The 19,598-nt window shown below is 62.9% G+C and carries 16 protein-coding genes; 4 read left to right on the top strand and 12 right to left on the bottom strand.

The window, feature by feature from the left end; genetic code table 11:
- Positions 1-51: 51 nt before the first annotated feature.
- From AB4Z43_RS32570 to AB4Z43_RS32550, 5 genes are all read right to left on the bottom strand, one after another.
- Positions 52-1,233: a hypothetical protein gene (locus AB4Z43_RS32570; RefSeq protein ID WP_441940818.1), complete on the bottom strand. Its 1,182-nt coding sequence runs from the start codon at positions 1,231-1,233 to the stop codon at positions 52-54.
- 234 nt (positions 1,234-1,467) lie between these two features.
- Entirely contained in the window at positions 1,468-3,273 is a 1,806-nt protein-coding gene (locus tag AB4Z43_RS32565) for an ABC transporter ATP-binding protein (RefSeq protein WP_064985751.1), read from the bottom strand.
- A gap of 393 nt (positions 3,274-3,666) precedes the next feature.
- A complete protein-coding gene (locus AB4Z43_RS32560) occupies positions 3,667-4,077 on the bottom strand; it encodes a GNAT family N-acetyltransferase (RefSeq protein WP_441940815.1) in 411 nt (136 codons plus the stop codon).
- Between the two features lie 45 nt (positions 4,078-4,122).
- Positions 4,123-5,799 (bottom strand): NAD+ synthase, encoded by a 1,677-nt coding sequence (locus AB4Z43_RS32555; RefSeq protein WP_069092247.1) that lies wholly within the window; start codon positions 5,797-5,799, stop codon positions 4,123-4,125.
- Between the two features lie 124 nt (positions 5,800-5,923).
- Positions 5,924-6,640, bottom strand: a complete 717-nt coding sequence (locus AB4Z43_RS32550; protein WP_019858364.1) for a DNA-3-methyladenine glycosylase I — start codon at positions 6,638-6,640, stop codon at positions 5,924-5,926.
- An 86-nt stretch (positions 6,641-6,726) separates the two neighbouring features.
- Here AB4Z43_RS32550 and AB4Z43_RS32545 point away from each other — a divergent pair, with 86 nt between their 5' ends.
- Together AB4Z43_RS32545 and AB4Z43_RS32540 are read left to right on the top strand one after the other, a co-directional pair.
- Positions 6,727-7,290 carry a DUF1003 domain-containing protein gene (locus AB4Z43_RS32545; protein ID WP_064985701.1) on the top strand — a complete coding sequence of 188 codons (564 nt, stop codon included), beginning with the start codon at positions 6,727-6,729 and terminating at the stop codon, positions 7,288-7,290.
- Complete coding sequence (locus AB4Z43_RS32540; protein ID WP_038647009.1) at positions 7,287-7,874, top strand: DedA family protein; 588 nt, start codon at positions 7,287-7,289, stop codon at positions 7,872-7,874. Before AB4Z43_RS32545 ends, AB4Z43_RS32540 begins: the two co-directional genes overlap by 4 nt.
- Positions 7,875-7,897: 23 nt before the next feature.
- Here AB4Z43_RS32540 and AB4Z43_RS32535 read toward each other — a convergent pair whose 3' ends face one another.
- On the bottom strand, positions 7,898-8,257 hold the full coding sequence (locus AB4Z43_RS32535) for a diacylglycerol kinase (protein WP_441940813.1): 360 nt from the start codon (positions 8,255-8,257) through the stop codon (positions 7,898-7,900).
- A gap of 78 nt (positions 8,258-8,335) precedes the next feature.
- Entirely contained in the window at positions 8,336-8,752 is a 417-nt protein-coding gene (locus AB4Z43_RS32530) for a GFA family protein (protein WP_064985753.1), read from the bottom strand.
- Between the two features lie 415 nt (positions 8,753-9,167).
- Between AB4Z43_RS32530 and AB4Z43_RS32525 the strand changes: the two genes are divergently transcribed.
- The gene (locus AB4Z43_RS32525; protein WP_038647013.1) at positions 9,168-10,238 is read left to right on the top strand and encodes a diguanylate cyclase; all 1,071 of its coding nucleotides are present in this window, start codon (positions 9,168-9,170) and stop codon (positions 10,236-10,238) included.
- Positions 10,239-10,321: 83 nt separating this feature from the next.
- On the opposite strand, the gene AB4Z43_RS32520 is transcribed toward AB4Z43_RS32525, so the two are convergent.
- The 4 genes from AB4Z43_RS32520 to AB4Z43_RS32505 all read right to left on the bottom strand — a co-directional run bounded on the left by AB4Z43_RS32520 (position 10,322) and on the right by AB4Z43_RS32505 (position 16,452).
- Positions 10,322-10,891, bottom strand: coding sequence for a DUF4337 domain-containing protein (locus AB4Z43_RS32520; RefSeq protein ID WP_441940811.1), 570 nt, complete (start codon positions 10,889-10,891; stop codon positions 10,322-10,324).
- 193 nt (positions 10,892-11,084) lie between these two features.
- Positions 11,085-12,458, bottom strand: a complete 1,374-nt coding sequence (locus AB4Z43_RS32515) for a class II 3-deoxy-7-phosphoheptulonate synthase (RefSeq protein WP_019858372.1) — start codon at positions 12,456-12,458, stop codon at positions 11,085-11,087.
- A gap of 135 nt (positions 12,459-12,593) precedes the next feature.
- Positions 12,594-16,091 carry a transcription-repair coupling factor gene (gene mfd, locus AB4Z43_RS32510; RefSeq protein WP_441940808.1) on the bottom strand — a complete coding sequence of 1,166 codons (3,498 nt, stop codon included), beginning with the start codon at positions 16,089-16,091 and terminating at the stop codon, positions 12,594-12,596.
- Between the two features lie 73 nt (positions 16,092-16,164).
- Positions 16,165-16,452 carry a succinate dehydrogenase assembly factor 2 gene (locus tag AB4Z43_RS32505; RefSeq protein ID WP_019858376.1) on the bottom strand — a complete coding sequence of 96 codons (288 nt, stop codon included), beginning with the start codon at positions 16,450-16,452 and terminating at the stop codon, positions 16,165-16,167.
- A gap of 92 nt (positions 16,453-16,544) precedes the next feature.
- Here AB4Z43_RS32505 and recG point away from each other — a divergent pair, with 92 nt between their 5' ends.
- Complete coding sequence (recG, locus tag AB4Z43_RS32500) at positions 16,545-18,653, top strand: ATP-dependent DNA helicase RecG (RefSeq protein WP_441940806.1); 2,109 nt, start codon at positions 16,545-16,547, stop codon at positions 18,651-18,653.
- On the opposite strand, the gene AB4Z43_RS32495 is transcribed toward recG, so the two are convergent.
- Complete coding sequence (locus AB4Z43_RS32495; protein WP_038647021.1) at positions 18,605-19,357, bottom strand: DUF502 domain-containing protein; 753 nt, start codon at positions 19,355-19,357, stop codon at positions 18,605-18,607. The two genes, recG and AB4Z43_RS32495, sit on opposite strands and share 49 nt — an antisense overlap.
- Positions 19,358-19,598: the final 241 nt, after the last annotated feature.

The raw sequence follows: 19,598 nt of genomic DNA, 5'->3' as shown, positions 1-19,598 counted from the left end.
CCATGCGAAGCGCATGGCCCTTATCCGATCAGAACAGCTGGTTGAAAGCGATCAGCGGCCGAAGTCGTCGGAACTGAGGCGGGTCCAGCGGTCGCCCATCAACCCACCGATAAAGATGTCGCCGGAGCGGACCGCTTGCGCGACCTCGGGGATGCGCGAGCGCACCATCGTCCCCCCGGCATAGCGGAAGAAGACATTCTTGTAGCTGAAGAGTTGCGGCATGAACCTGCTCTGCGTCTGCCCGATGATGCCTGCGCAGCCCATATTCCACGCGTCCTTCATCACGCCATCCAGCGTCGCACCCCAGTGAGGTCCAGAGGACTGGAGTTGCAACAGGTTCGCGATGCCGCCGGCCTGCCCGTAGAAAGCGTAGCAACCGAGCATTTTACCAGTCTCGTCGTAGGTCCCACCAAAATGAAGGGGGCCGTCGGCCCGTTTCTCGGCCGCCAGCGCGAGCAGCCGTGGCAGTTCGCCATCCTGCCAGCGCGGCCGAAGCGCGTAATCTGAGATAATGGCCGGCAGCCGCTCCGCAAACTGCGCGGCATCCATCGGCTCGCGATGGACCCGGTGTGACGAGGAATGCTGGACAGGCGGCTCGAACCTTTTTCTCGTAAAAGCGTCGAATGCTCGGGCGCAGGGATCGAGCACGAAGCGCGGCAGACCCGGCCATTTACCGCGCGCCACGGCGGAGGCCACCGCGGCCGGGCGGAAAATGCGGGTCCATCCCAGGCAATGCGCCGGCAGCAGCTGATATTTCATCGGGCGCGCGAAGGCCAGGGATACCCGGTTGGCCGAATCGGTGAGGTGCAGATCGAATTCGCCTTGATGCACGGCACGCAGCAATTGCGGCCCGGCCGAACCGTGATCGGTGCCGGTGTCAGCCATGAGCGGACCAATGATTGCGGCATTCAATGTCGCGCCGTTGAGCTCGTAGCGGGCCTTCAGGACACCGAGGAAGCCACCCAGATCTCCCTGCGGGTTGATCTGGACAAGAGCGTTGCTCGCGCCTGGCTGCCCGGCAGGGTCGAGATAGATCTTGCTCATATACTCGGCCACCTCAGCGATCGCACGATCGAGGAGGTGACGTCGCCGACGGCGAAACTTCGTCAGGAAGAGTGCGGCGACCCGTTCGAGATCTTCGGCGGCGAGTGGCCGAACCGAGCCATGGTGAATTGCCAGCACCGGCGGCGCAGCTGCTTTTTCCGCACCAGTATCTTCGGAAGCAAGCTGCATAAGTGAAGCCGAAATCCCGCGCTGACCAATCTGATCCCAGGATACGGGCTTACGCTACCTGGATTGCTTTTGCGTAAATATATGACAACCAGTGGTAGAAATGGCGTGTCGTTCCCCGGCATCGTAAAAAACGTCTAAACCGCGGGAATGCCGCAAGAGCATGCTGCGCAGGTCACTCCGGCTGACAGCGCCTGATGGAGATGGCCTCCGGCCGATGCCGGAGGCCATCTCGGGTCAAACGACCAGTCCCTTGGTCAGTTCGAGCGCCTGACGCTCGAACAGGCGGCGGTAGATGCCGCCTTTCAGCCGGATCAACTCGTCATGCGAGCCTTCTTCGACAATGTTGCCGCGATCGAAGACCAGCAGCCTGTCGAGCGCCCGCACCGTCGACAGCCGGTGGGCGATGACCAGCGTGGTGCGCCCGACCATCAGCCGCTCCATCGCCTGCTGGATCAGCACCTCCGATTCCGAATCGAGGCTCGACGTCGCCTCGTCCAGGATCAGGATGCGCGCATCGGCCAGGAAGGCGCGCGCGATCGCCACGCGCTGCCGCTCGCCGCCCGACAATTTCACGCCGCGCTCGCCGACCAGCGTGCCATATCCCTTCGGCAGGCTGGTGATGAAGTCATGCGCGCTCGCCAGCTTCGCGGCATGCTCGATCTCCTCCTGGGTCGCGTTCGGCCTGGCATAGGCGATGTTTTCGGCCAGCGAGCGATGGAACAGGATCGGCTCCTGCTGGACGATCGCGATCTGCCCGCGCAGCGACGCCTGCGCCACCTGCGAGATGTCCTGGCCGTCGATCAGGATCTTGCCCGCATTGACGTCATAGAGCCGCTGGATCAGCTTGACGAAGGTCGTCTTGCCCGAACCGGAGTGACCGACGAGCCCGACGCGTTCACCCGGCGCGATATCAACCGAAAAGTCGCGATAGAGCGGCGACCGGTGATTGCCGTAGTGAAAAGTGACCTTGTCGAAGCTGATCGACCCTTGCGTGATCCGGATCGGCCTGGCGCCGGGCCGGTCTTCGATGCCGAGCGGTTCGGACTGGAAATCGACCAGTTCCTCCATGTCGTTGATCGAACGCTGCAAATTGCGGATATGCGTGCCGATATCCCTGAGATAGCCCTGCAGCACGAAGAACGAGGTCAGCACGAAGGCGACGTCGCCGGCGCTCGCCTGCCCCCACGACCACAAGAGCAGCGACAGGCCGATCACAGCGGCGCGCATGACCAGCAGCAGCGCCCCTTGCGTGGTGCCGTTGACGGTGCCGCGCACCCAGGTGCGCCGCGTGCGCGCCCGCCATTTGGCGACAACCCTGGCGAGGCGGCGCTCTTCGCGCTCCTCGGCGCCAAAGCCCTTGACCACGGCGTTGCAGCTGACAGCGTCGGCAAGCGAACCGCCGAGGCGCGTGTCCCAGGTGTTGGCGAGCCTGGCCGCCGGCGCGACATATCCAAGCGACAGCATCGCCGTCACCATGATGAACAGCACCGAGCCGGCGGCGACGACCACACCCATCAGCGGCCAGAACCAGCCAAGCAGCAGCGTCGAGCCGACGAGCATGACCACCGACGGCAGCAGCGCGATCAGGATGGTGTCGTTGAGCAGGTCGAGCGCCCACATGCCGCGCGTCACCTTGCGCACGGTCGAGCCGGCAAACGAGTTGGCGTGCCAGTCGGTGGAAAAGCGCTGGACGCGATGGAAGGCATCGGCGGCGATGTCGGCCATCATCTTCAGCGTCAGTTCGACGATGCCCATGAACGCCAGGTTCCGCAGCACGACGCCCGTCAAGGCAAGCGCCATCAACATCGAAAACGCCGTCATCGCGGCATTCCAGGCAATGGCGTCCGCGCCGGCGCTGCTGGCGACGGCGTCGACCAGCCGGCCGGAATAGAGCGGCGTCAGGACGTCTGCCAGCGTCGACAGCAGGAAACCACCCATGATCAGCGAAAGCCGCCAGGGCTGGCGCCGCCAATGGGTAAGCGTGAAACCAAGAACGCTACGAAAGGCGCTCGCGCGCAAATCGATCTTGAAACGAGCCATGATGTCATTCGGGCGCAAACGAGCCCGATCCCAGTAAGGTCGAAAATTGAAGAAGCCGCGCAAGGCGCGAATGATTGCCCAGAAGCGGAGTGGCATATTTTGGCGTTACGCCCGTAGTCGGGCGGCGACCGGCATCGGCAAAAGCCTGTGCTCAAACCGGCTCCAATGCGAAGGACGGACCTTCGCGGGGCGCCGGATGAGACCTAGGCTTCGCGGCCTCGCATTACCATCTTAAATACTGCCATTCGGACCTCCCGCAAGTGAATCGCGGAGTGGTCCTTATAGAGACGCTCTGATGCATCGCCAAGACGGGCTCTGCCCAAAAGCATATCTGGTCCAACCACTGCGATTATTTTGCAACAACGGTGGCAGAAGCCGTTCGCCGCGCGCCGATCACTGGGGCATGCGGTCCAAGCGCATGTATCGACCGTCGGTCGATGCCTTGAGGCCCAGCTTTTCGTAGACCCCATGCGCATCACCGGTCGACAGGCTCCAGTGCGAGACGTTACCGAGCTCGGGATGATCGATGAGTGCCTGCACCAGCCGCTGGCCGATGCCCTGCCCGCGATTCTGCGGCCAGACGATGATGTCGGCGAGATAGGCGAACACCGTGCGGTCGGTGATTGCCCTGCCGAAACCGACCTGCTTGCCATCGATGTAGCCGGCCGCGCAGAACGAATTGGCGAAGGCCTGGCGCTGAAACTCATCGCTGCGTCCAGCCCCCCAATAGCTCGCCATCAACAGGTCGGAGGTCGCACGGAAATCGATCCGCGCGAGGTCAAAGCTGATCTCACAGTCCGGCATGTTGCATCCTCGCGGTACCGTCTATTTCGCCCAACGGACGAACGCTTACCCACGATCCCTGAAACGGTTGGTGATGGGATAGCGGCGGTCGCGCCCGAAATTCTTCCGGGTGATCTTCACACCCGGTGCCGCCTGCCGGCGCTTGTATTCGGCGATGTAGAGCAGGTGTTCGATGCGCGTCACCGTCGCCCGGTCATGGCCGCGCGCGACGATGTCGTCGACGCCCATCTCATTCTCGACCAGGCATTCGAGAATGTCGTCCAGCACCGGATAGGGCGGCAGCGAATCCTGGTCGGTCTGGTTCTCGCGCAACTCCGCCGACGGCGCCTTGTCGATGATATTCTTCGGGATGACCTCGCCCGATGGCCCGAGCGCGCCCGGCGGCACATGGCTGTTGCGCCAGCGCGACAGCGCGTAGACCTGCATCTTGTAGAGGTCCTTGATTGGATTGAAGCCGCCGTTCATGTCGCCATAGATCGTGGCATAGCCGACCGACATCTCGCTCTTGTTGCCTGTCGTGACCACCATCGAGCCGAACTTGTTGGAAATCGCCATCAGGATGGTGCCGCGCGCGCGGCTCTGCAGGTTCTCCTCGGTGATGCCTTCCTTGGTGCCCTCGAAGAGCTGCGTCAGCGCATGCAGGAAACCTTCGACCGGCTCGAAGATCGGCACAATGTCATAGCGGCAGCCGAGCGCGCGGGCGCAATCCTCGGCGTCCTTGAGCGAATCCTTCGAGGTGTAGCGGTAGGGCATCATCACCGCGCGCAGCCGCTCTTCCCCGAGCGCGTCGACGGCAAGGGCCGCGCAGATCGCCGAATCGATGCCGCCGGACAGGCCGAGCACCACATTCTTGAAGCCGTTCTTGTTGACGTAGTCGCGCAGGCCCAGCATGCAGGCGCGATAGTCGGCCTCCTCCCGCTCGGGGATCTTCGACATCGGCCCTTCCGAGCAGACCCAGCCGTCCTCCCCGCGCTTCCACGTGATGACGTCGACCGCTTCCTCGAACTGGCTCATCTGGAAAGCCAATGTCTTGTCGGCGCCGATGGCAAACGATGCGCCGTCGAAGATCAGCTCATCCTGGCCGCCAAGCTGATTGGCATAGGTGATCGGCAGCCCGCATTCGATGACCTGACGGATGACCACCTGGTGGCGGACATCGATCTTGGCGCGATAGTAAGGCGAGCCGTTCGGCACCAGCAGGATTTCCGCCCCGCTTTCCGCCAGCGATTCGCAGATGCCGACATCGCCCCAGATATCCTCGCAAATCGGAATGCCGATGCGCACGCCACGGAAATTGACCGGTCCCTGGATCTCGGGTCCAACCTGGAACACGCGCTTCTCGTCGAACTCGCCATAATTCGGCAGGTCGAGCTTGTAGCGTTCGGCGATGATCTTGCCGGCGTCGGCGACGATGATCGAATTGTGCGTGCCGCTCTTACGCTTCAGCGGCGTGCCGATGATGACGCCGGGGCCGCCATCCGACGTATCGGCGGCAAACTCCTGCGCCGCCTTTTCGCAGGCCTTCAGGAAGGCCGGCTTCAGCACCAGATCCTCCGGGGGATAACCGGCAAGGAAAAGCTCTGTGTAGAGCACGAGATCGGCGCCCTGGCGCGCGGCATCCGCCCTCGCCTCGCGGGCCTTGGCGAGATTGCCGGCGACATCGCCGACGGTCGGGTTGAGCTGGGCGATCGCGATGCGCAGTATGTCGGGCTTCTTGGTCATGCCTGCTGACTTAGCGCGGCAAAATTCGCCTCGCAATGGCGTTCGCTTGGACCAACCCCGGGCCGATTGACATGGTCAATCGTGTCGGACCGATTGACGTGGTCAATCGTGTCGAGACCGTCGATCAGTCGTCGCCCATATATTCGCGCAACGACTGCGGAGAATGGTTCTCGCCGATCGACATCGCCAGGATGCGCGAAATGTGCCGGCGCGGCAGGCCTGTGTCCGCCACCCATTGATTGATCTGGGCCTGGATCTTGTCGAGATCCTTCTTCGAGGTCGGGCTTTCGGCGATGTCGAGGCCGGCGTCACGAAGCGCTGCCGCCATATCGGCCGAGATGACGAAGGCGTCCCAGCCCAGCCAGCGAAGGAAATACTGGCCTGTATTGCCGCCCAGTCGGCTGCCATGCTTGCCGAGATAGGCCATCAGTCCGACCTGGTCGTCGGCAGGCCAATTGGCGAGGAATTCGCCGAAGCCGCCATGCTCCTTCGACACGCGTTCGACGAAGGCAGCGTTGTCGCGGACGGATTTGATTTTCTGCGGGTTGCGCACGATGCGCTGATCGGAAGCCAGATCGTGCCAGAAATCGTCAGGCTGGAACAACAGCCGCTTCGGCTCGAAGCGCAGAAACGCCTCTTCGAAACCGGGCCATTTCTGCTCGATGACGCGCCAGACGAAACCGGCGGCAAAGATCCGCTCGGCCATGGTCGAGAGAATGCGATCGTCCGGGATATCGGCGACCGCGGCATTGTCGGGCACTGGCCCGAGCAGCGTTGCAAGCTCCGCTTCGCCGCCCTTGCGTTTTGCCGCGCGCAGGCGAATTTTCTGGAAATCGGCCATGGGTCCCTCGCTGTTGGCTTGAATGTAACACTTCCCGCGAGAGGCGGCAGCCTCTACGTCTATCTCCACCGACGACGGAGACGGCCATGTACAAGACAATCGACGACCTGGCGAACCGCTGGCTCAAGCGACGGCCGGACGGCCTCAGCAAGTTGGAGAGCCGGGTGCTGCAATCGACGCTCGAGCGCACCACGATCTCCAGGGACACCAACAAGGCGGTCGCTTTTCACCAGACCTTTGGCGACCGCCTTGCCGATACGATCGCCCGCATCGGCGGCTCCTGGTCCTTCATCATGGGCTTCATCGCTTTCCTGATTGTCTGGACAGTTGGCAATGTCTGGCTTCTGACGCGCGATGCCTTCGACCCCTACCCGTTCATCTTCCTCAATCTGGTGCTGTCGATGGTCGCCGCCTTGCAGGCGCCGGTGATCATGATGGCGCAGAACCGCCAGACCGAACGCGACCGCATCGACGCCGCCCACGATTACGAGGTCAATCTGAAGGCCGAGATCGAGATCATGGCGCTGCACGAGAAACTCGATGAACTGCGCCACAGCCAGATCATCGGCATGCGCGACGAGATCGTGCGGCTGGCGGAAGCGGTCAAGCGCATCGACGAGAGGCTGGCGCGGCAGCAGTCGGCCTCATGACCGAAGCGATCCATCATTTCATCGAACAATATGGACTGCTTGCCGTCTTTCTCGGCTGCGTCGCCGAAGGGGAAAGTGCTGCCATCCTCGGCGGTTTCTTCGCCCACCAGAATGTTTTCGTGCTGTGGCATGCCATTGTCGCGGCAGCGCTCGGCGCCTTCGCCGGCGACACCTGCTTCTTCATCCTGGGCAGAAGTTTCGCCGACAACCGCCATGTCGTCAGGTTGCGCAGGCGGCCGGGCTTCCGCCGCGCCTACCGTCTGCTCAACACCCATCCCAACATCTTCGTGCTGTCGAATCGCTATGTCTACGGCATGCGCCTGGTCGGTGGCATCGCGGCCGGCCTGTCGACCATAGCAGCACCCCGCTTCGTCATTCTCAACGCCATCTCATCGACGATCTGGGCGGTGCTGTTCAGTACGATCGGCTATGTCTTCGGGCTCGGCGCCGAGCATTTCGTTGGCCAGGCGCTGATGCGCCACGAGCGGCTGTTCATCGGGCTCGGCATTGGCCTCACCGTGGCCGTGCTGGCCTGGCTTGTCGCCCGCCACATCGCCAAGCGGGAACGTCGCCGGGAGCAGTGATGCCGCCGGCCTCACTCGGAAGGTCAGATCGGAAAGCCGGTGAGCCGCTCGATGAGCGCAATGCCCCAGACGCCGGCGACGATGACCACCGAGATCAGCACCGCCAGCGAGCCGCAATCCTTGGCCAGTTGGATGTCGACATTGAACTCCCGGCTGAAGGAATCGCAGGCCGCCTCGATGCCGGTGTTCAGCACCTCGACCATGATCAGCAACAGCACCGCCCCGATCAGCAGGGCATAACCGCGCCAGGAGACCGAAACGAACCACGCCGCCGGCAGGGCGAGCACCAGCAGCATCAGTTCCTGCTGGAAAGCCTTCTCGCTGGCGGCCAGCTTGCGAAACGCCCGCACCGAATTGAAAAAAGCGTCGATCAGCCGCTGCATGCCCAAACCTCATTCCGAGTTATCGGCACGAGATAAAGCAACGGCCCGATCAAGGGAATAAGGCGTCTCGTCCAAAATTCATTCAGCGACCGCTATCGAAGGCGTCGACTTTTCAAACTGCGGCAGCCCGTCGTCGATCGAATAATAGTCGCCCTTGTCACCAACAAAGATATGACAGTCGCCCTTGAGACCTGTCGGCTTGTCGAACGCTCCCGCCATGACCGAAATATAGTCTTGAGCCCTTGGCTTCCAGAAAAGCACGGACCCGCATGTCCTGCAGAAGCCGCGCCCGGCGAAAGCGGACGCTTCATACCATGTGATGCTTTCCGTGCCTTCGATAACGATGTCGGCGTCGGCGACGTTGGTCGCGGCATAGAAATGCCCGCTTTGCTTCCGGCATTGCGAGCAATGACAGTAGACGACGCCGCGCAATGCTCCCCTTGTCCGGAAGCGGACCGCGCCGCACAGGCATGATCCCTGGTGACTGTCACTCATTTCGGCACTCCCTGGAGAAACCTCGCCCAACATCGTTGCCAGGATTCCAGCTTTGCGGTGGTTGCGCGCAAGCAAATGCGACATCGATTGGCATGACGGATTCGAAATTCAGTTTCATTTCCATCAGCACAACGCCCGGATTTCGAAGTCAAAGCCTTCAAAACTGGGCTCTGTCCCGCGATGGTGGTACAAAATTTATGCTTCTACAGCCACAGGTAGCGAAAAACCTGTGGAAGTCGTGCGGATTAAGGAAACTTTAGCGCCACCGCATCTATGGTCACGCCAAGCGAAGATGGCGGGTGGGGACGCGTCTCTTCGCAAGATGTTCTGGACGATCAGGTCGCGCTCCCCAGGTCGGCGATCAATGGAACCCGCAAATTCCGCGCCGGGATCCGAGGGGAAGAGTGGATCAGACATGCAGCCGGCAGCCGCCACAACCGAACGAAGCACCGACATCGCAGCCACGGTTGTTGCCACCATGCGCCAGCTTGGCGTCCTCGGCCTGCCGCGCAATTACGAAATCTTCTACGAGGCATTGAGCGGCACCAACCGCGAACTCAGTCTCGCCGTCGTGTCGCTGAGCAGCCGGCCGACGCAGGACGAGCTGGATCAGATCGGACGCGCCTTCTTTGCCCAGAACCACGGCCCCGGCATCGTCGAGCATGCGCGGGACGTCATCGCCCGGGAACTCGAGGAGGTCGCGGCGCTTTTGCGGAGCGAACGCAGCCACATCGAAAAATACGGCAGGATCCTCGACGAGACATCGAATGGCCTGAGTGGCCGCAGCCTGCTCTCGCAGGATCTTCTGCAAAAAATCGCCAACGCCATGGCCGTTGCCACCAATTCGACGATCGATCACGGCAAGCAGATCGCTTCGACGCTTAGCGACAAGACGGCCGAACTCGAAAGCGTCAAGTCGAAGCTCGAGGAATACAAGCGGCTGGCCGATACGGATCCGTTGACCCAAATCTGGAACCGCCGCGCCTTCGACAAGGAAATCACCCGGATCTACACCAGCAACAAGGGCATCCTGTTCAACGCCTTGATCCTTGCCGACATCGATCGGTTCAAGGACATCAATGACCGCTACGGCCATCCTGTCGGCGACAAGATCATCCAGATCATCGCCGAGATTTTCCAGACCAGCATTCGCGGCGACATGTTCGTCGCCCGCACCGGCGGCGAGGAGTTTGCGCTGATCGTCGAGGGTGCCAGCGAAGACGCCACCTACGAGATCGCCGAGCGCATTCGCGCCCTGATCGAGCAGACGCCGTTCACCAGCAGCCAGACCGGCATGAATTACGGCACGGTGACCGTCTCGATGGGCATCTGCATGGCATCCGAGGCCGAAGGCCCGGAGGACCTCTACACCAAGGCCGACCGGGCGCTCTACCGTTCGAAAGTGAGCGGCCGCAACCGCGTCACCAAACATTCGACGATGGCCGGCCGCGCCGGCAAGAGCTGGCTGCTCTACAAGAAGGACTGACGCCAGTCGCCGTCGACAGGCAATGCGGGCCTCTTTCCAATTGGATGGCGATGCCCGGCCGGCTCAATCAGACATAGACGAATTCAGACATAGGCGAAGCCGGCCGCGATCACACCCAGGGCGCCCAGCGCCAGCGAGCCGATCCACGGCCAGCGCTTGCCACGGGTGATGATGGAGAGCGTCGCGACGGCGATCGAGATGTGCAGCAGCGTCACCGCCAGCGTCAGGACATGATGACGGCGTTCGCGCACGTCGCTATCGCGCAGCTTTTCGTCGACCTGCTTTTCAAATTCGGTCGCCTTGGCCTGGATCTCCGCACCATCGGCTTCATTGCGCTTCGCGGCGGCCTGAAATTGGTCGGTTCCTGGGCCACCCGTCGCCGCCGCGATCTCATAGCTGTTCTTCTTGATGCTCTTTGCCTGGAAGAAACTCCACTGATCGCTGGCCTTGTTCTGGAGATAGGCCGCCTCGCTCTTGTCGTTTATCGCCTCCGCGGTTTCGAGCGACTCGAAGCTGCCGACCGTCGCGGCGAGAACCGCCAACACCGCTATTGTGACGGAGACCGTGGTCAGAAAGGGATTGCCCTCATGCGCGGCATGTTCGGCATGCACGGCGTTCTCGAGGTGCTCCTGGGTAGCGTCTTCCATTGCCATTCGTCGAATCCTGGCCAGCGATGATTGGGTCGACGGCGAACCTTAACCTCAATCTTGTTTTGCACAGGTCGCGTCAGCATAAATTTTCGTAAGGTTTGACGTGACGACCGCCTGGACAACATCGTCCCGGAACAAGAAAAGGCGCCGGATTTCTCAGGCGCCTTCGCATGTTGGTCGTTTGGGATCGGCAGGATCAGCCGTTGACGGCCTGCTTGTGCTGCACCGGATGGCTTTTCTTCAGGAGATCCGACACCAGGAAGGCCAGCTCGATCGCCTGATCGGCATTGAGGCGCGGGTCGCAATGCGTGTGGTAGCGGTCCTGCAATTCCTCGGCCGTGATGGCGCGCGCACCACCCGTGCATTCGGTGACGTTCTTGCCGGTCATCTCGACATGGATGCCGCCCGGATGCGTGCCTTCGGCGCGGTGCACCTCGAAGAAGGTCTGCACCTCCTTCAGGATGCGGTCGAACGGCCGCGTCTTGTAACCGGCGGCTTCGATCGTGTTGCCATGCATCGGGTCCGACGACCAGACCACGCTGCGGCCTTCCTTCTGCACCGCCCGCACCAGCTTCGGCAGATGGTCGGCGACCTTGTCGGAGCCGAAGCGGGCGATCAGCGTCAGCCGGCCGGGCTCGTTCTCGGGGTTGAGCAGGTCGATCAGCTCCAGCAAGCCGTCAGCGGTCAGCGACGGGCCGCATTTCAGGCCGAGCGGGTTCTTGATGCCGCGGCAATACTCGACATGGGCATGATCGGGCTGACGTGTGCGGTCGCCGATCCAGATCATGTGGCCTGACGTGGCATACCAGTCGCCGGAGGTCGAATCGACGCGGGTCAGTGCTTCCTCATAGCCAAGCAGCAGCGCTTCATGGCTGGTGTAGAAATCGGTCTCGCGCAGCGCGTAATTGGTCTCCGAGGTGATGCCGACGGCCTTCATGAAGTCCATCGTCTCGGTGATGCGGTTGGCGAGCGACTCGTACTTTTCGCCCTGCGGGCTGTCAGCGACGAAGCCGAGCATCCAGCGATGCACGTTCTCCAGGCTGGCATAACCGCCCTGGGCGAAGGCGCGCAGAAGGTTGAGCGTCGCCGCCGACTGGCGGTACGCCATTTCCTGGCGGGCAGGATCGGGAATACGGGACTTGGCGTCGAATTCGATGCCGTTGATGATGTCGCCGCGATAGCTCGGCAGCGTCACCTCGCCCTTGGTCTCATTGTCGGACGAACGCGGTTTGGCGAACTGGCCGGCAACGCGACCGACCTTCACCACGGGCTGTGCGCCGGCGAAGGTCAAGACGACCGACATCTGCAGGAAGACCCGGAAGAAGTCGCGGATGTTGTCGGCGCCGTGTTCGGCAAAGCTTTCGGCGCAATCGCCGCCCTGGAGCAGGAACGCCTCACCGGCAGCGACCGCCGCGAGTTGCTTCGTCAGCTTGCGCGCCTCACCGGCAAAGACCAGCGGCGGAAAGGTGGCGAGCTGAGCTTCGGTGTTCTTCAGCGCAGCAAGGTCCGGATAGGCAGGAACCTGCTTGATCGGCTTTGCTCTCCACGAATTCGGCGACCATTTCGTCATCGCTGCACCCAACACTCTTTCCGGCGAGCACCCTCGCCCGCCTTTTCCGCCCCTATATGGGTTGGCGGCTCCATACACGAAGCCGATTTCCTATTCTAGACCGGAATTTCAGCACTGGCGAATGGGTCGCGTGGGCTACACAGCCTTCTCAACTAGGCGCGCCAGTTGCGTCATGACCACCGCCGAGCCCGCCAGCCGCTTCTCGGCGGTCGGCCAATCGCGGGTGAAGACGACGCTGTGGTCGGGGCGGATCTTGGCCAGCGAACCCTGCTCGCCGATGAACTTGACCAGGCCGACCGGGTTGGAGAACTCGCGCTTGCGGAAATGAATGACGACGCCCTTCGGGCCCGCATCGAGCTTCTCGACATTGGCTTTGCGGCAGAGCGCTTTGATGAAGACGATCTTCAAGAGATGCTTCACCTCGTCCGGCAGCGGGCCGAAACGGTCGATCAGTTCGGCGCCGAAAGCGTCGATCTCCTCGGTGTTTTCGAGGTCGCCGAGGCGGCGGTAAAGCGCCAGCCTGAGCTGCAGGTCCGGCACATAGCTTTCCGGGATCATCACCGCCGTGCCGACGGCGATCTGCGGCGACCAGCCGCCATCCTGGACCTCGCCGGAATCCTTCACCTCGGCTACGGCCTCTTCCAGCATCTGCTGGTAGAGCTCGAAGCCGACCTCCTTGATATGGCCGGACTGCTCTTCGCCCAAGAGATTACCGGCGCCCCTTATATCGAGATCGTGGCTGGCGAGCTGGAAGCCGGCGCCCAGCGTGTCGAGCGACTGCAGCACTTTCAGCCGGCGCTCGGCCGTGTCAGTCAGTTTGCGGTTGGCCGGCAGCGTGAACAGCGCGTAGGCGCGCACCTTGGAGCGGCCGACGCGGCCGCGCAACTGATAGAGCTGCGAGAGGCCGAACATGTCGGCACGATGGATGATCAGCGTGTTGGCGGTCGGGATGTCGAGGCCGGATTCGACGATGGTGGTCGACAGAAGCACATCGTATTGCCCATCATAGAAGGCGTTCATGATGTCGTCGAGTTCGCCTGGCGGCATCTGGCCGTGGGCCACAGCCACTTTCAGTTCGGGCACCGATTCTTTCAGGAAATCATGGATTTCCGAGAGATCGCTGATGCGCGGGACGACATAGAAGGAGTGTCCGCCACGATAACGCTCGCGAAGCAGCGTCTCGCGAATGACCAACGGATCGAAAGGCGAGATGAAGGTGCGCACCGCCATGCGGTCGACCGGCGGCGTGGCGATCAGCGACAGTTCGCGCACGCCCGTCAGCGCCAGTTGCAGCGTACGCGGGATCGGCGTCGCCGACAGCGTCAGCACATGGACATCGGTCTTCAGATCCTTCAGCCGTTCCTTGTGCTTGACGCCAAAGTGCTGCTCCTCGTCGATGATCAGCAGGCCGAGATTCTTGAACGAGATCGAGGAGCCGAGCAGCGCATGGGTGCCGACAACGATGTCGACCTGGCCCTCGGCCAGAGCCTTCTTCGTCTCCGCCAGTTCCTTGGCACCGACCAGCCGCGAGGCCTGCGCGACGCGGACGGGAAGGCCCGAGAAGCGCTGGGAAAAGGTCTTGAAATGCTGGCGTGACAACAGCGTCGTCGGCACCACGACCGCGACCTGGAACCCTTCCATCGCCGCGATGAAGGCGGCGCGCAGTGCCACTTCGGTCTTGCCGAAGCCGACATCGCCGCAGATCAGCCGGTCCATCGGCTTGCCGGCGCCGAGGTCATCCCTGACCGAGTCGATGGCCGTCTGCTGGTCGTCGGTTTCCTCATAGGGGAAACGCGCGGCGAATTCGTCATAGAGACCTTCGGCCGGCACCAGCGCCGGCGCGGCGCGCATCTGCCGCTCGGCGGCGATACGGATCAGCTGCCCGGCCATGTCGAGCAGGCGCCGCTTCAGCTTGGCCTTGCGCGACTGCCAAGCGCCGCCACCCAGCTTGTCCAGCGTCGCCTCGGCGGAGTCGGAGCCATAACGCGACAGAAGCTCGATGTTTTCGACCGGCAGGAACAGCCGGTCATCGCCGGCATAGTGGATTTCCAGGCAGTCATGCGGCGCGCCGACCGCCTCGATGGTGCGCAGGCCGATGAAGCGGCCAATGCCATGGTCAGTGTGGACAACGATATCGCCGGCCGACAGCGCAGAGGCCTCCGCGATGAAGTCGGAGGCGCGCTTCTTGCGCTTGGAACGCCGGATCAGCCGGTCGCCCAAAATATCCTGTTCGGCGACGACGACCAGTTTTTCGGTCTCGAAGCCGGATTCAAGCGGCAGCACGGCCAATGCCGCCTGCCCCGGCTCGAGCTGTTCGGCTTGCGCCAGCGTCTCGACCTGCTTGAGATTGCCCAGATGATGCTCGGTGAGAATCTGGCCAAGCCGGTCGAGCGAACCCTCTGTCCAGCCGGCGATGACAATACGCCGACGTGCCGCGCGCTCGTCGGCGATATGCCTGACGACGACATCGAAGACGTTGATATTTGGATCGGCGCGCTCCTCGACGAAGCTGCGGCCATGGCGCGAGCCGGCGTGATAGACCTTTTTCGCGCCGGCATCGGGCGCGTCGAAGGGCGTGAAGTCGATCGCTTCGCGTGGACCGAGCGAGGCGATCAGGTTCTCCGGCGAGAGGTAGAGCAGATCCGGTGCCACCGGCTTGTAGGGCACGGCATCCTTCAGCGCAGCATCGGCCTGCTTTTTGCGCGCTTCATAGTGATCGAGGATCAGTGTGTGGCGCTCGGCCAGCGCCTCATGCGCCAGATGGTCGAAAACCACAGGCGTATCCGGCAGATAGTCGAACACCGTCTCCAGCCGCTCATAGAAGAACGGCAGCCAATGCTCCATGCCGGCAAACCGCCTGCCCTCACTGACTGCCGCGTAGAGCCCGTCGTCGCGCTGCGGCGCGCCAAAGGCTTCGATATAGGAGCGGCGGAAGCGGCTGATGGTTTCAGGCGTCAGCGCCACTTCGCTCATCGCCTGCAGCGCCATCGACTTGCGCTGGCCGGTGGTGCGCTGGGTGGCGGCATCGAAGACGCGGATCGATTCCAGCGTGTCGCCGAAGAAATCGAGCCTGAGCGCCTCGGTCCAGCCGGGCGCGAAAAGGTCGAGAATGCCGCCGCGCACCGCGAACTCGCCGATGCCGCGAACTGTCGGCACCCGCTCGAAGCCGGACGTTTCCAGCCGCGCAATCAGCGCGTTCATGTCGATCTGGTTGCCAGGCCTGGCATGAAAGGTTTGTGCCTCGACCAGATCAGCCGGCGGAATGCGCTGCAGCAGCGCATTGGCGGTGGTGAGGATGACGGCGCGATGCGGCTTCTTCGCCAGCGCGATCATGGCCGTCAGCGCGTCGAGGCGCTTGGCGGCGGCATCCGAGCCGGGCGAGACGCGATCGTAGGGCAGACAGTCCCAGGCCGGCAGTTCCAGCACCGGCAGTCCGGGCGCGGCAAAGGCCAGTGCCTCGATGATAACAGGCAGGCGCTGGCCGTCGCGCGCCACGAACAGCACCGGCTTGTCGGGCGCGATCTCGAATGCGGCCTGCACCAGTGCAAACGCCTCGTATCCATCGGCGACACCATCGACGATGAACTGGCCGGCACGGCCTTTCGGCAGACCAATGGTGGGAATGAGGCTCATCAAATCACGGTCTTTGTCTGTCGCAATTCCTGTGGGGAAAACCGCTTCGCACTTTTCCTGGAATTGCTCTTGTTCAGAAAGTCATGGTCCGGCGGGACGCCAGGATCTTTTGCAGGACAGGACAATCGATATCCGCCGGGATCGGGCGTTCACCGGTGATCAGCGGCAGGAATTCGGTGTCGGAAATGTCGAGGAGCCTCTCATATTGTTCGATTTCCTCAGCCGTCAAGGCGCCGATCTCGGCGTCGGCGAAGGTGCCGAGAATGAGATCCATCTCGCGCATGCCGCGGTGCCACGAGCGGAACAACAGCTTGCGGCGGTGGGCGTCCAGCCCCTCGCTTGATCGTTTCGTTCCGGTCATTGTGGCGCATCCTCACTTGCTGCGGCGCATATAGCGTGGATAGAAGGGGCTGTCAGCCTTGCGCTGTGGCCGTCGCGACATAAGCTGACATCATGCGTCCTTCCATCCTCGATCCGCTGTTTGTTCCGATCACTTCGCTTGCCGGCGTCGGACCCAAGGTCGGCGCGCTGATCGAGAAGGTCGTCACGGCGGATCTTGGTGATCGAGCGGCCCGCGCGGGCGACCTTCTGTTTGTGCTGCCGCACACCGTCATCGACCGCCGCAGCCGGCCGGGCATCGCCGGTTCCGCGGAAGGCCAGATCGTGACCCTCGACGTGCGCATCGACCGTCACCAGCCGCCGCCGCGCGGCAACCGGTCGGTGCCTTACAGGGTCTTTGCCCATGACGATACCGGCGAGATCGGCCTGACCTTCTTTCATGCGCACGCCGCCTATCTCGAAAAGGCAATGCCCGTGGGCGAGCATGTCGTGGTCTCGGGCCGCATGGAATGGTTCAACGGCCGTCCGACCATGGTCCACCCCGACCATATCGCGCTGGCCAGCGAAGCAGAGAACCTGCCGCTGGTGGAACCGGTCTACCCGCTCACCGCAGGGCTCTCGGGCAAGGTGCTGCGCCGCGCGATCGGCCAGGCGCTGGCGCGCCTGCCCGAATTTCCGGAGTGGCAGGACGGCGCCTTCATGCGCCGGCACACCTTTCCCACCTTTGCCGACGCGCTTACCCGCATCCACAATCCGGCCGATCCCATCGACGTTTCCATCGACGGCGCGGCCTGGCGGCGTCTTGCCTATGACGAGTTGCTGGCGGGCCAGGTCTCGCTGGCGCTGGTGCGGGCAAAGATCCGCCGCCTGTCCGGCCGCCCCCTGGTCGGCGACGGCCGCATCGTCGAGAAACTGCGCGCAGCCCTTCCCTATTCGCTGACCGCAAGCCAGGAATTCGCGCTGGCCGAAATCAATGCCGACCTTGCCGACCCCGAGCGCATGTTGCGGCTGCTGCAGGGCGATGTCGGCTCAGGCAAGACGGTGGTCGCGCTGCTTGCCATGGCGCGCGCCGTCGAGGCCGGCGGCCAAGCGGCACTGATGGCACCGACCGAAATCCTGGCGCGCCAACATCTGGCGACGATCGCGCCGCTCGCCGCCAGAGTCGGGCTGCGCATCGCCATACTCACCGGCCGCGAAAAGGGCCGCGAACGCACCGAAACACTGGCCGGCCTGGCAAGCGGCGAGATCGACATCGTCGTCGGCACCCACGCGCTGTTCCAGGAGACGGTTACGTTCCACGATCTGGTGCTGGCCGTCATCGACGAGCAGCATCGTTTCGGCGTCCATCAGCGGCTTGCCATCACCGCCAAGGGCGATGCGCCCGACATGCTGGTGATGACGGCCACACCGATCCCGCGCACGCTGGTGCTGACCGCCTTCGGCGACATGGATGTCTCCAAGCTGACGGAAAAGCCGGCCGGTCGCCAGCCGATCCGCACCGTCACGCTGCCGCTGGAACGGCTCGACGAACTGGTCGCCCGCATGCAGGACGCCGTCGCCGGCGGCCAGAAAATCTACTGGATCTGCCCGCTGGTCGAGGAGTCCGAAGAGATCAAGCTGATGTCGGCCGAGGATCGCTTTGCCTCGCTGAAGCCGCTGTTCGGCGACAGCATCGGCCTTGTCCACGGCCGCATGAAGGGCGCCGAGAAAGACGAGGCGATGCGCGCCTTCAAGGAGGGCGAAACCCGCATCCTGATCGCCACCACGGTCATCGAGGTCGGCGTCGACGTGCCCGACGCTACCGTCATGGTCATCGAACATGCCGAGCGTTTCGGCCTTGCACAGCTGCACCAGCTACGCGGACGGGTCGGGCGCGGCGACAAGCCCTCCTCTTGCGTGCTGCTCTACAAGGATCCGCTCGGCGAGACCGCAAAACGCCGGCTGTCGGTGATGCGCGAGACCGAGGACGGCTTCTTGATCGCCGAGGAAGACCTGAAATTGCGTGGCGAAGGCGAGCTGTTGGGCACCCGCCAGTCCGGCACACCGGGGTTCCAGGTGGCGCGCATCGAGGCGCATGCCGATCTCCTGGAGGCAGCCCGCGACGATGCAAGGCTTATCCTGTCACGCGACCCGGAATTGCAATCCGACCGCGGCGAGGCGCTGCGCCTGCTGCTCTATTTGTTCGGCCGCGACGAGGCCGTGCGGCTCTTGCGCGCCGGATGAGGCCCCAGCGGCGGATTGGCGACCGTTCCGTTGATCGGCTCGCCATTCAGCGTCACCATCTTGCTTTTCACCTCCGGCGCCACCAGCCCGGCCGAGACAATCAGCTTGGCGCCGTCCTCGATCGTCATGTCGAGCAGCACGATGTCCGACTTCAGCACATACATCAGGAACCCGGTCGTCGGGTTCGGCGTGCAGGGCATGAACACGGCAATCAGCGGGTCGCCTTCCTGGTCAAGTTTCTCGTTGATCTCGGTTTCCTTCTCGCTGGCGACGAAGACCAGCGACCACACGCCCTTGCGCGGATATTCGACCAGCCCGACCTGGCGGAACATGTCGCCCTTGTTCGACAGCACGGTCTCGAAGATCTGCTTCAGCGAGCCATAGATGCCGCGCACCAGCGGCATGCGGCCAAGCAGGCGCTCGCCGAAACCGACAATGGCGCGGCCGACGATGTTGGCGGTGAGGAAACCGATCAGCGTGATCAGGATCAGCGCGACGATTAGCCCGAACCCCGGAACAGGGAACGGCAGATAGGTGTCGGGACTGTAACGCGCCGGAATATAGGGCTTCACCCAGGAATCGACCCAGCCGATGAACGACCAGGCGATATAGGCGGTGATGGCCAGCGGCGCGCAGACGACGAAGCCCGTGAGGAAATAGTTCCTCAGCCGGGTCATGCCGGAGGTCTTGGGAGCATCGGACATGGTTCACCGGGCGCAGGTTGCAGCGCAACATTAGTGAACCGGGACGCCGTTTGGAACTGCGAAGTTTTTAAAGAGCGCCTGTTAAGGCCTCTACTCCACCGTCACCGATTTCGCCAGGTTTCGGGGCTGGTCGACGTCGGTGCCCATGAACACGGCGGCGAAGTAGGCCAGCATCTGGATCGGCAGCGCATAGATGATCGGCGAGATGATTTCGGGCACGTCGGGCAGGATGATCGTCTCC

The organism is Mesorhizobium sp. 2RAF45 (assembly GCF_052115225.1).
Classification (GTDB): Bacteria; Pseudomonadota; Alphaproteobacteria; order Rhizobiales; family Rhizobiaceae; genus Mesorhizobium; species Mesorhizobium jarvisii.
The sequence above is the reverse complement of the archived record's forward strand: the minus strand, read 5'-3'. Positions and strand labels throughout refer to the sequence as shown.

What these genes read in the sequence shown, in the direction of transcription:
- AB4Z43_RS32570 (WP_441940818.1), bottom strand. Translation starts at nt 1,233, where the DNA reads ATGCAGCTTGCTTCCGAAGATACTGGTGCGGAAAAAGCAGCTGCGCCG.
- AB4Z43_RS32565 (WP_064985751.1), bottom strand. Translation starts at nt 3,273, where the DNA reads ATGGCTCGTTTCAAGATCGATTTGCGCGCGAGCGCCTTTCGTAGCGTT.
- AB4Z43_RS32560 (WP_441940815.1), bottom strand. Translation starts at nt 4,077, where the DNA reads ATGCCGGACTGTGAGATCAGCTTTGACCTCGCGCGGATCGATTTCCGT.
- AB4Z43_RS32555 (WP_069092247.1), bottom strand. Translation starts at nt 5,799, where the DNA reads ATGACCAAGAAGCCCGACATACTGCGCATCGCGATCGCCCAGCTCAAC.
- AB4Z43_RS32550 (WP_019858364.1), bottom strand. Translation starts at nt 6,640, where the DNA reads ATGGCCGATTTCCAGAAAATTCGCCTGCGCGCGGCAAAACGCAAGGGC.
- AB4Z43_RS32545 (WP_064985701.1), top strand. Translation starts at nt 6,727, where the DNA reads ATGTACAAGACAATCGACGACCTGGCGAACCGCTGGCTCAAGCGACGG.
- AB4Z43_RS32540 (WP_038647009.1), top strand. Translation starts at nt 7,287, where the DNA reads ATGACCGAAGCGATCCATCATTTCATCGAACAATATGGACTGCTTGCC.
- AB4Z43_RS32535 (WP_441940813.1), bottom strand. Translation starts at nt 8,257, where the DNA reads ATGCAGCGGCTGATCGACGCTTTTTTCAATTCGGTGCGGGCGTTTCGC.
- AB4Z43_RS32530 (WP_064985753.1), bottom strand. Translation starts at nt 8,752, where the DNA reads ATGAGTGACAGTCACCAGGGATCATGCCTGTGCGGCGCGGTCCGCTTC.
- AB4Z43_RS32525 (WP_038647013.1), top strand. Translation starts at nt 9,168, where the DNA reads ATGCAGCCGGCAGCCGCCACAACCGAACGAAGCACCGACATCGCAGCC.
- AB4Z43_RS32520 (WP_441940811.1), bottom strand. Translation starts at nt 10,891, where the DNA reads ATGGCAATGGAAGACGCTACCCAGGAGCACCTCGAGAACGCCGTGCAT.
- AB4Z43_RS32515 (WP_019858372.1), bottom strand. Translation starts at nt 12,458, where the DNA reads ATGACGAAATGGTCGCCGAATTCGTGGAGAGCAAAGCCGATCAAGCAG.
- mfd (WP_441940808.1), bottom strand. Translation starts at nt 16,091, where the DNA reads ATGAGCCTCATTCCCACCATTGGTCTGCCGAAAGGCCGTGCCGGCCAG.
- AB4Z43_RS32505 (WP_019858376.1), bottom strand. Translation starts at nt 16,452, where the DNA reads ATGACCGGAACGAAACGATCAAGCGAGGGGCTGGACGCCCACCGCCGC.
- recG (WP_441940806.1), top strand. Translation starts at nt 16,545, where the DNA reads ATGCGTCCTTCCATCCTCGATCCGCTGTTTGTTCCGATCACTTCGCTT.
- AB4Z43_RS32495 (WP_038647021.1), bottom strand. Translation starts at nt 19,357, where the DNA reads ATGTCCGATGCTCCCAAGACCTCCGGCATGACCCGGCTGAGGAACTAT.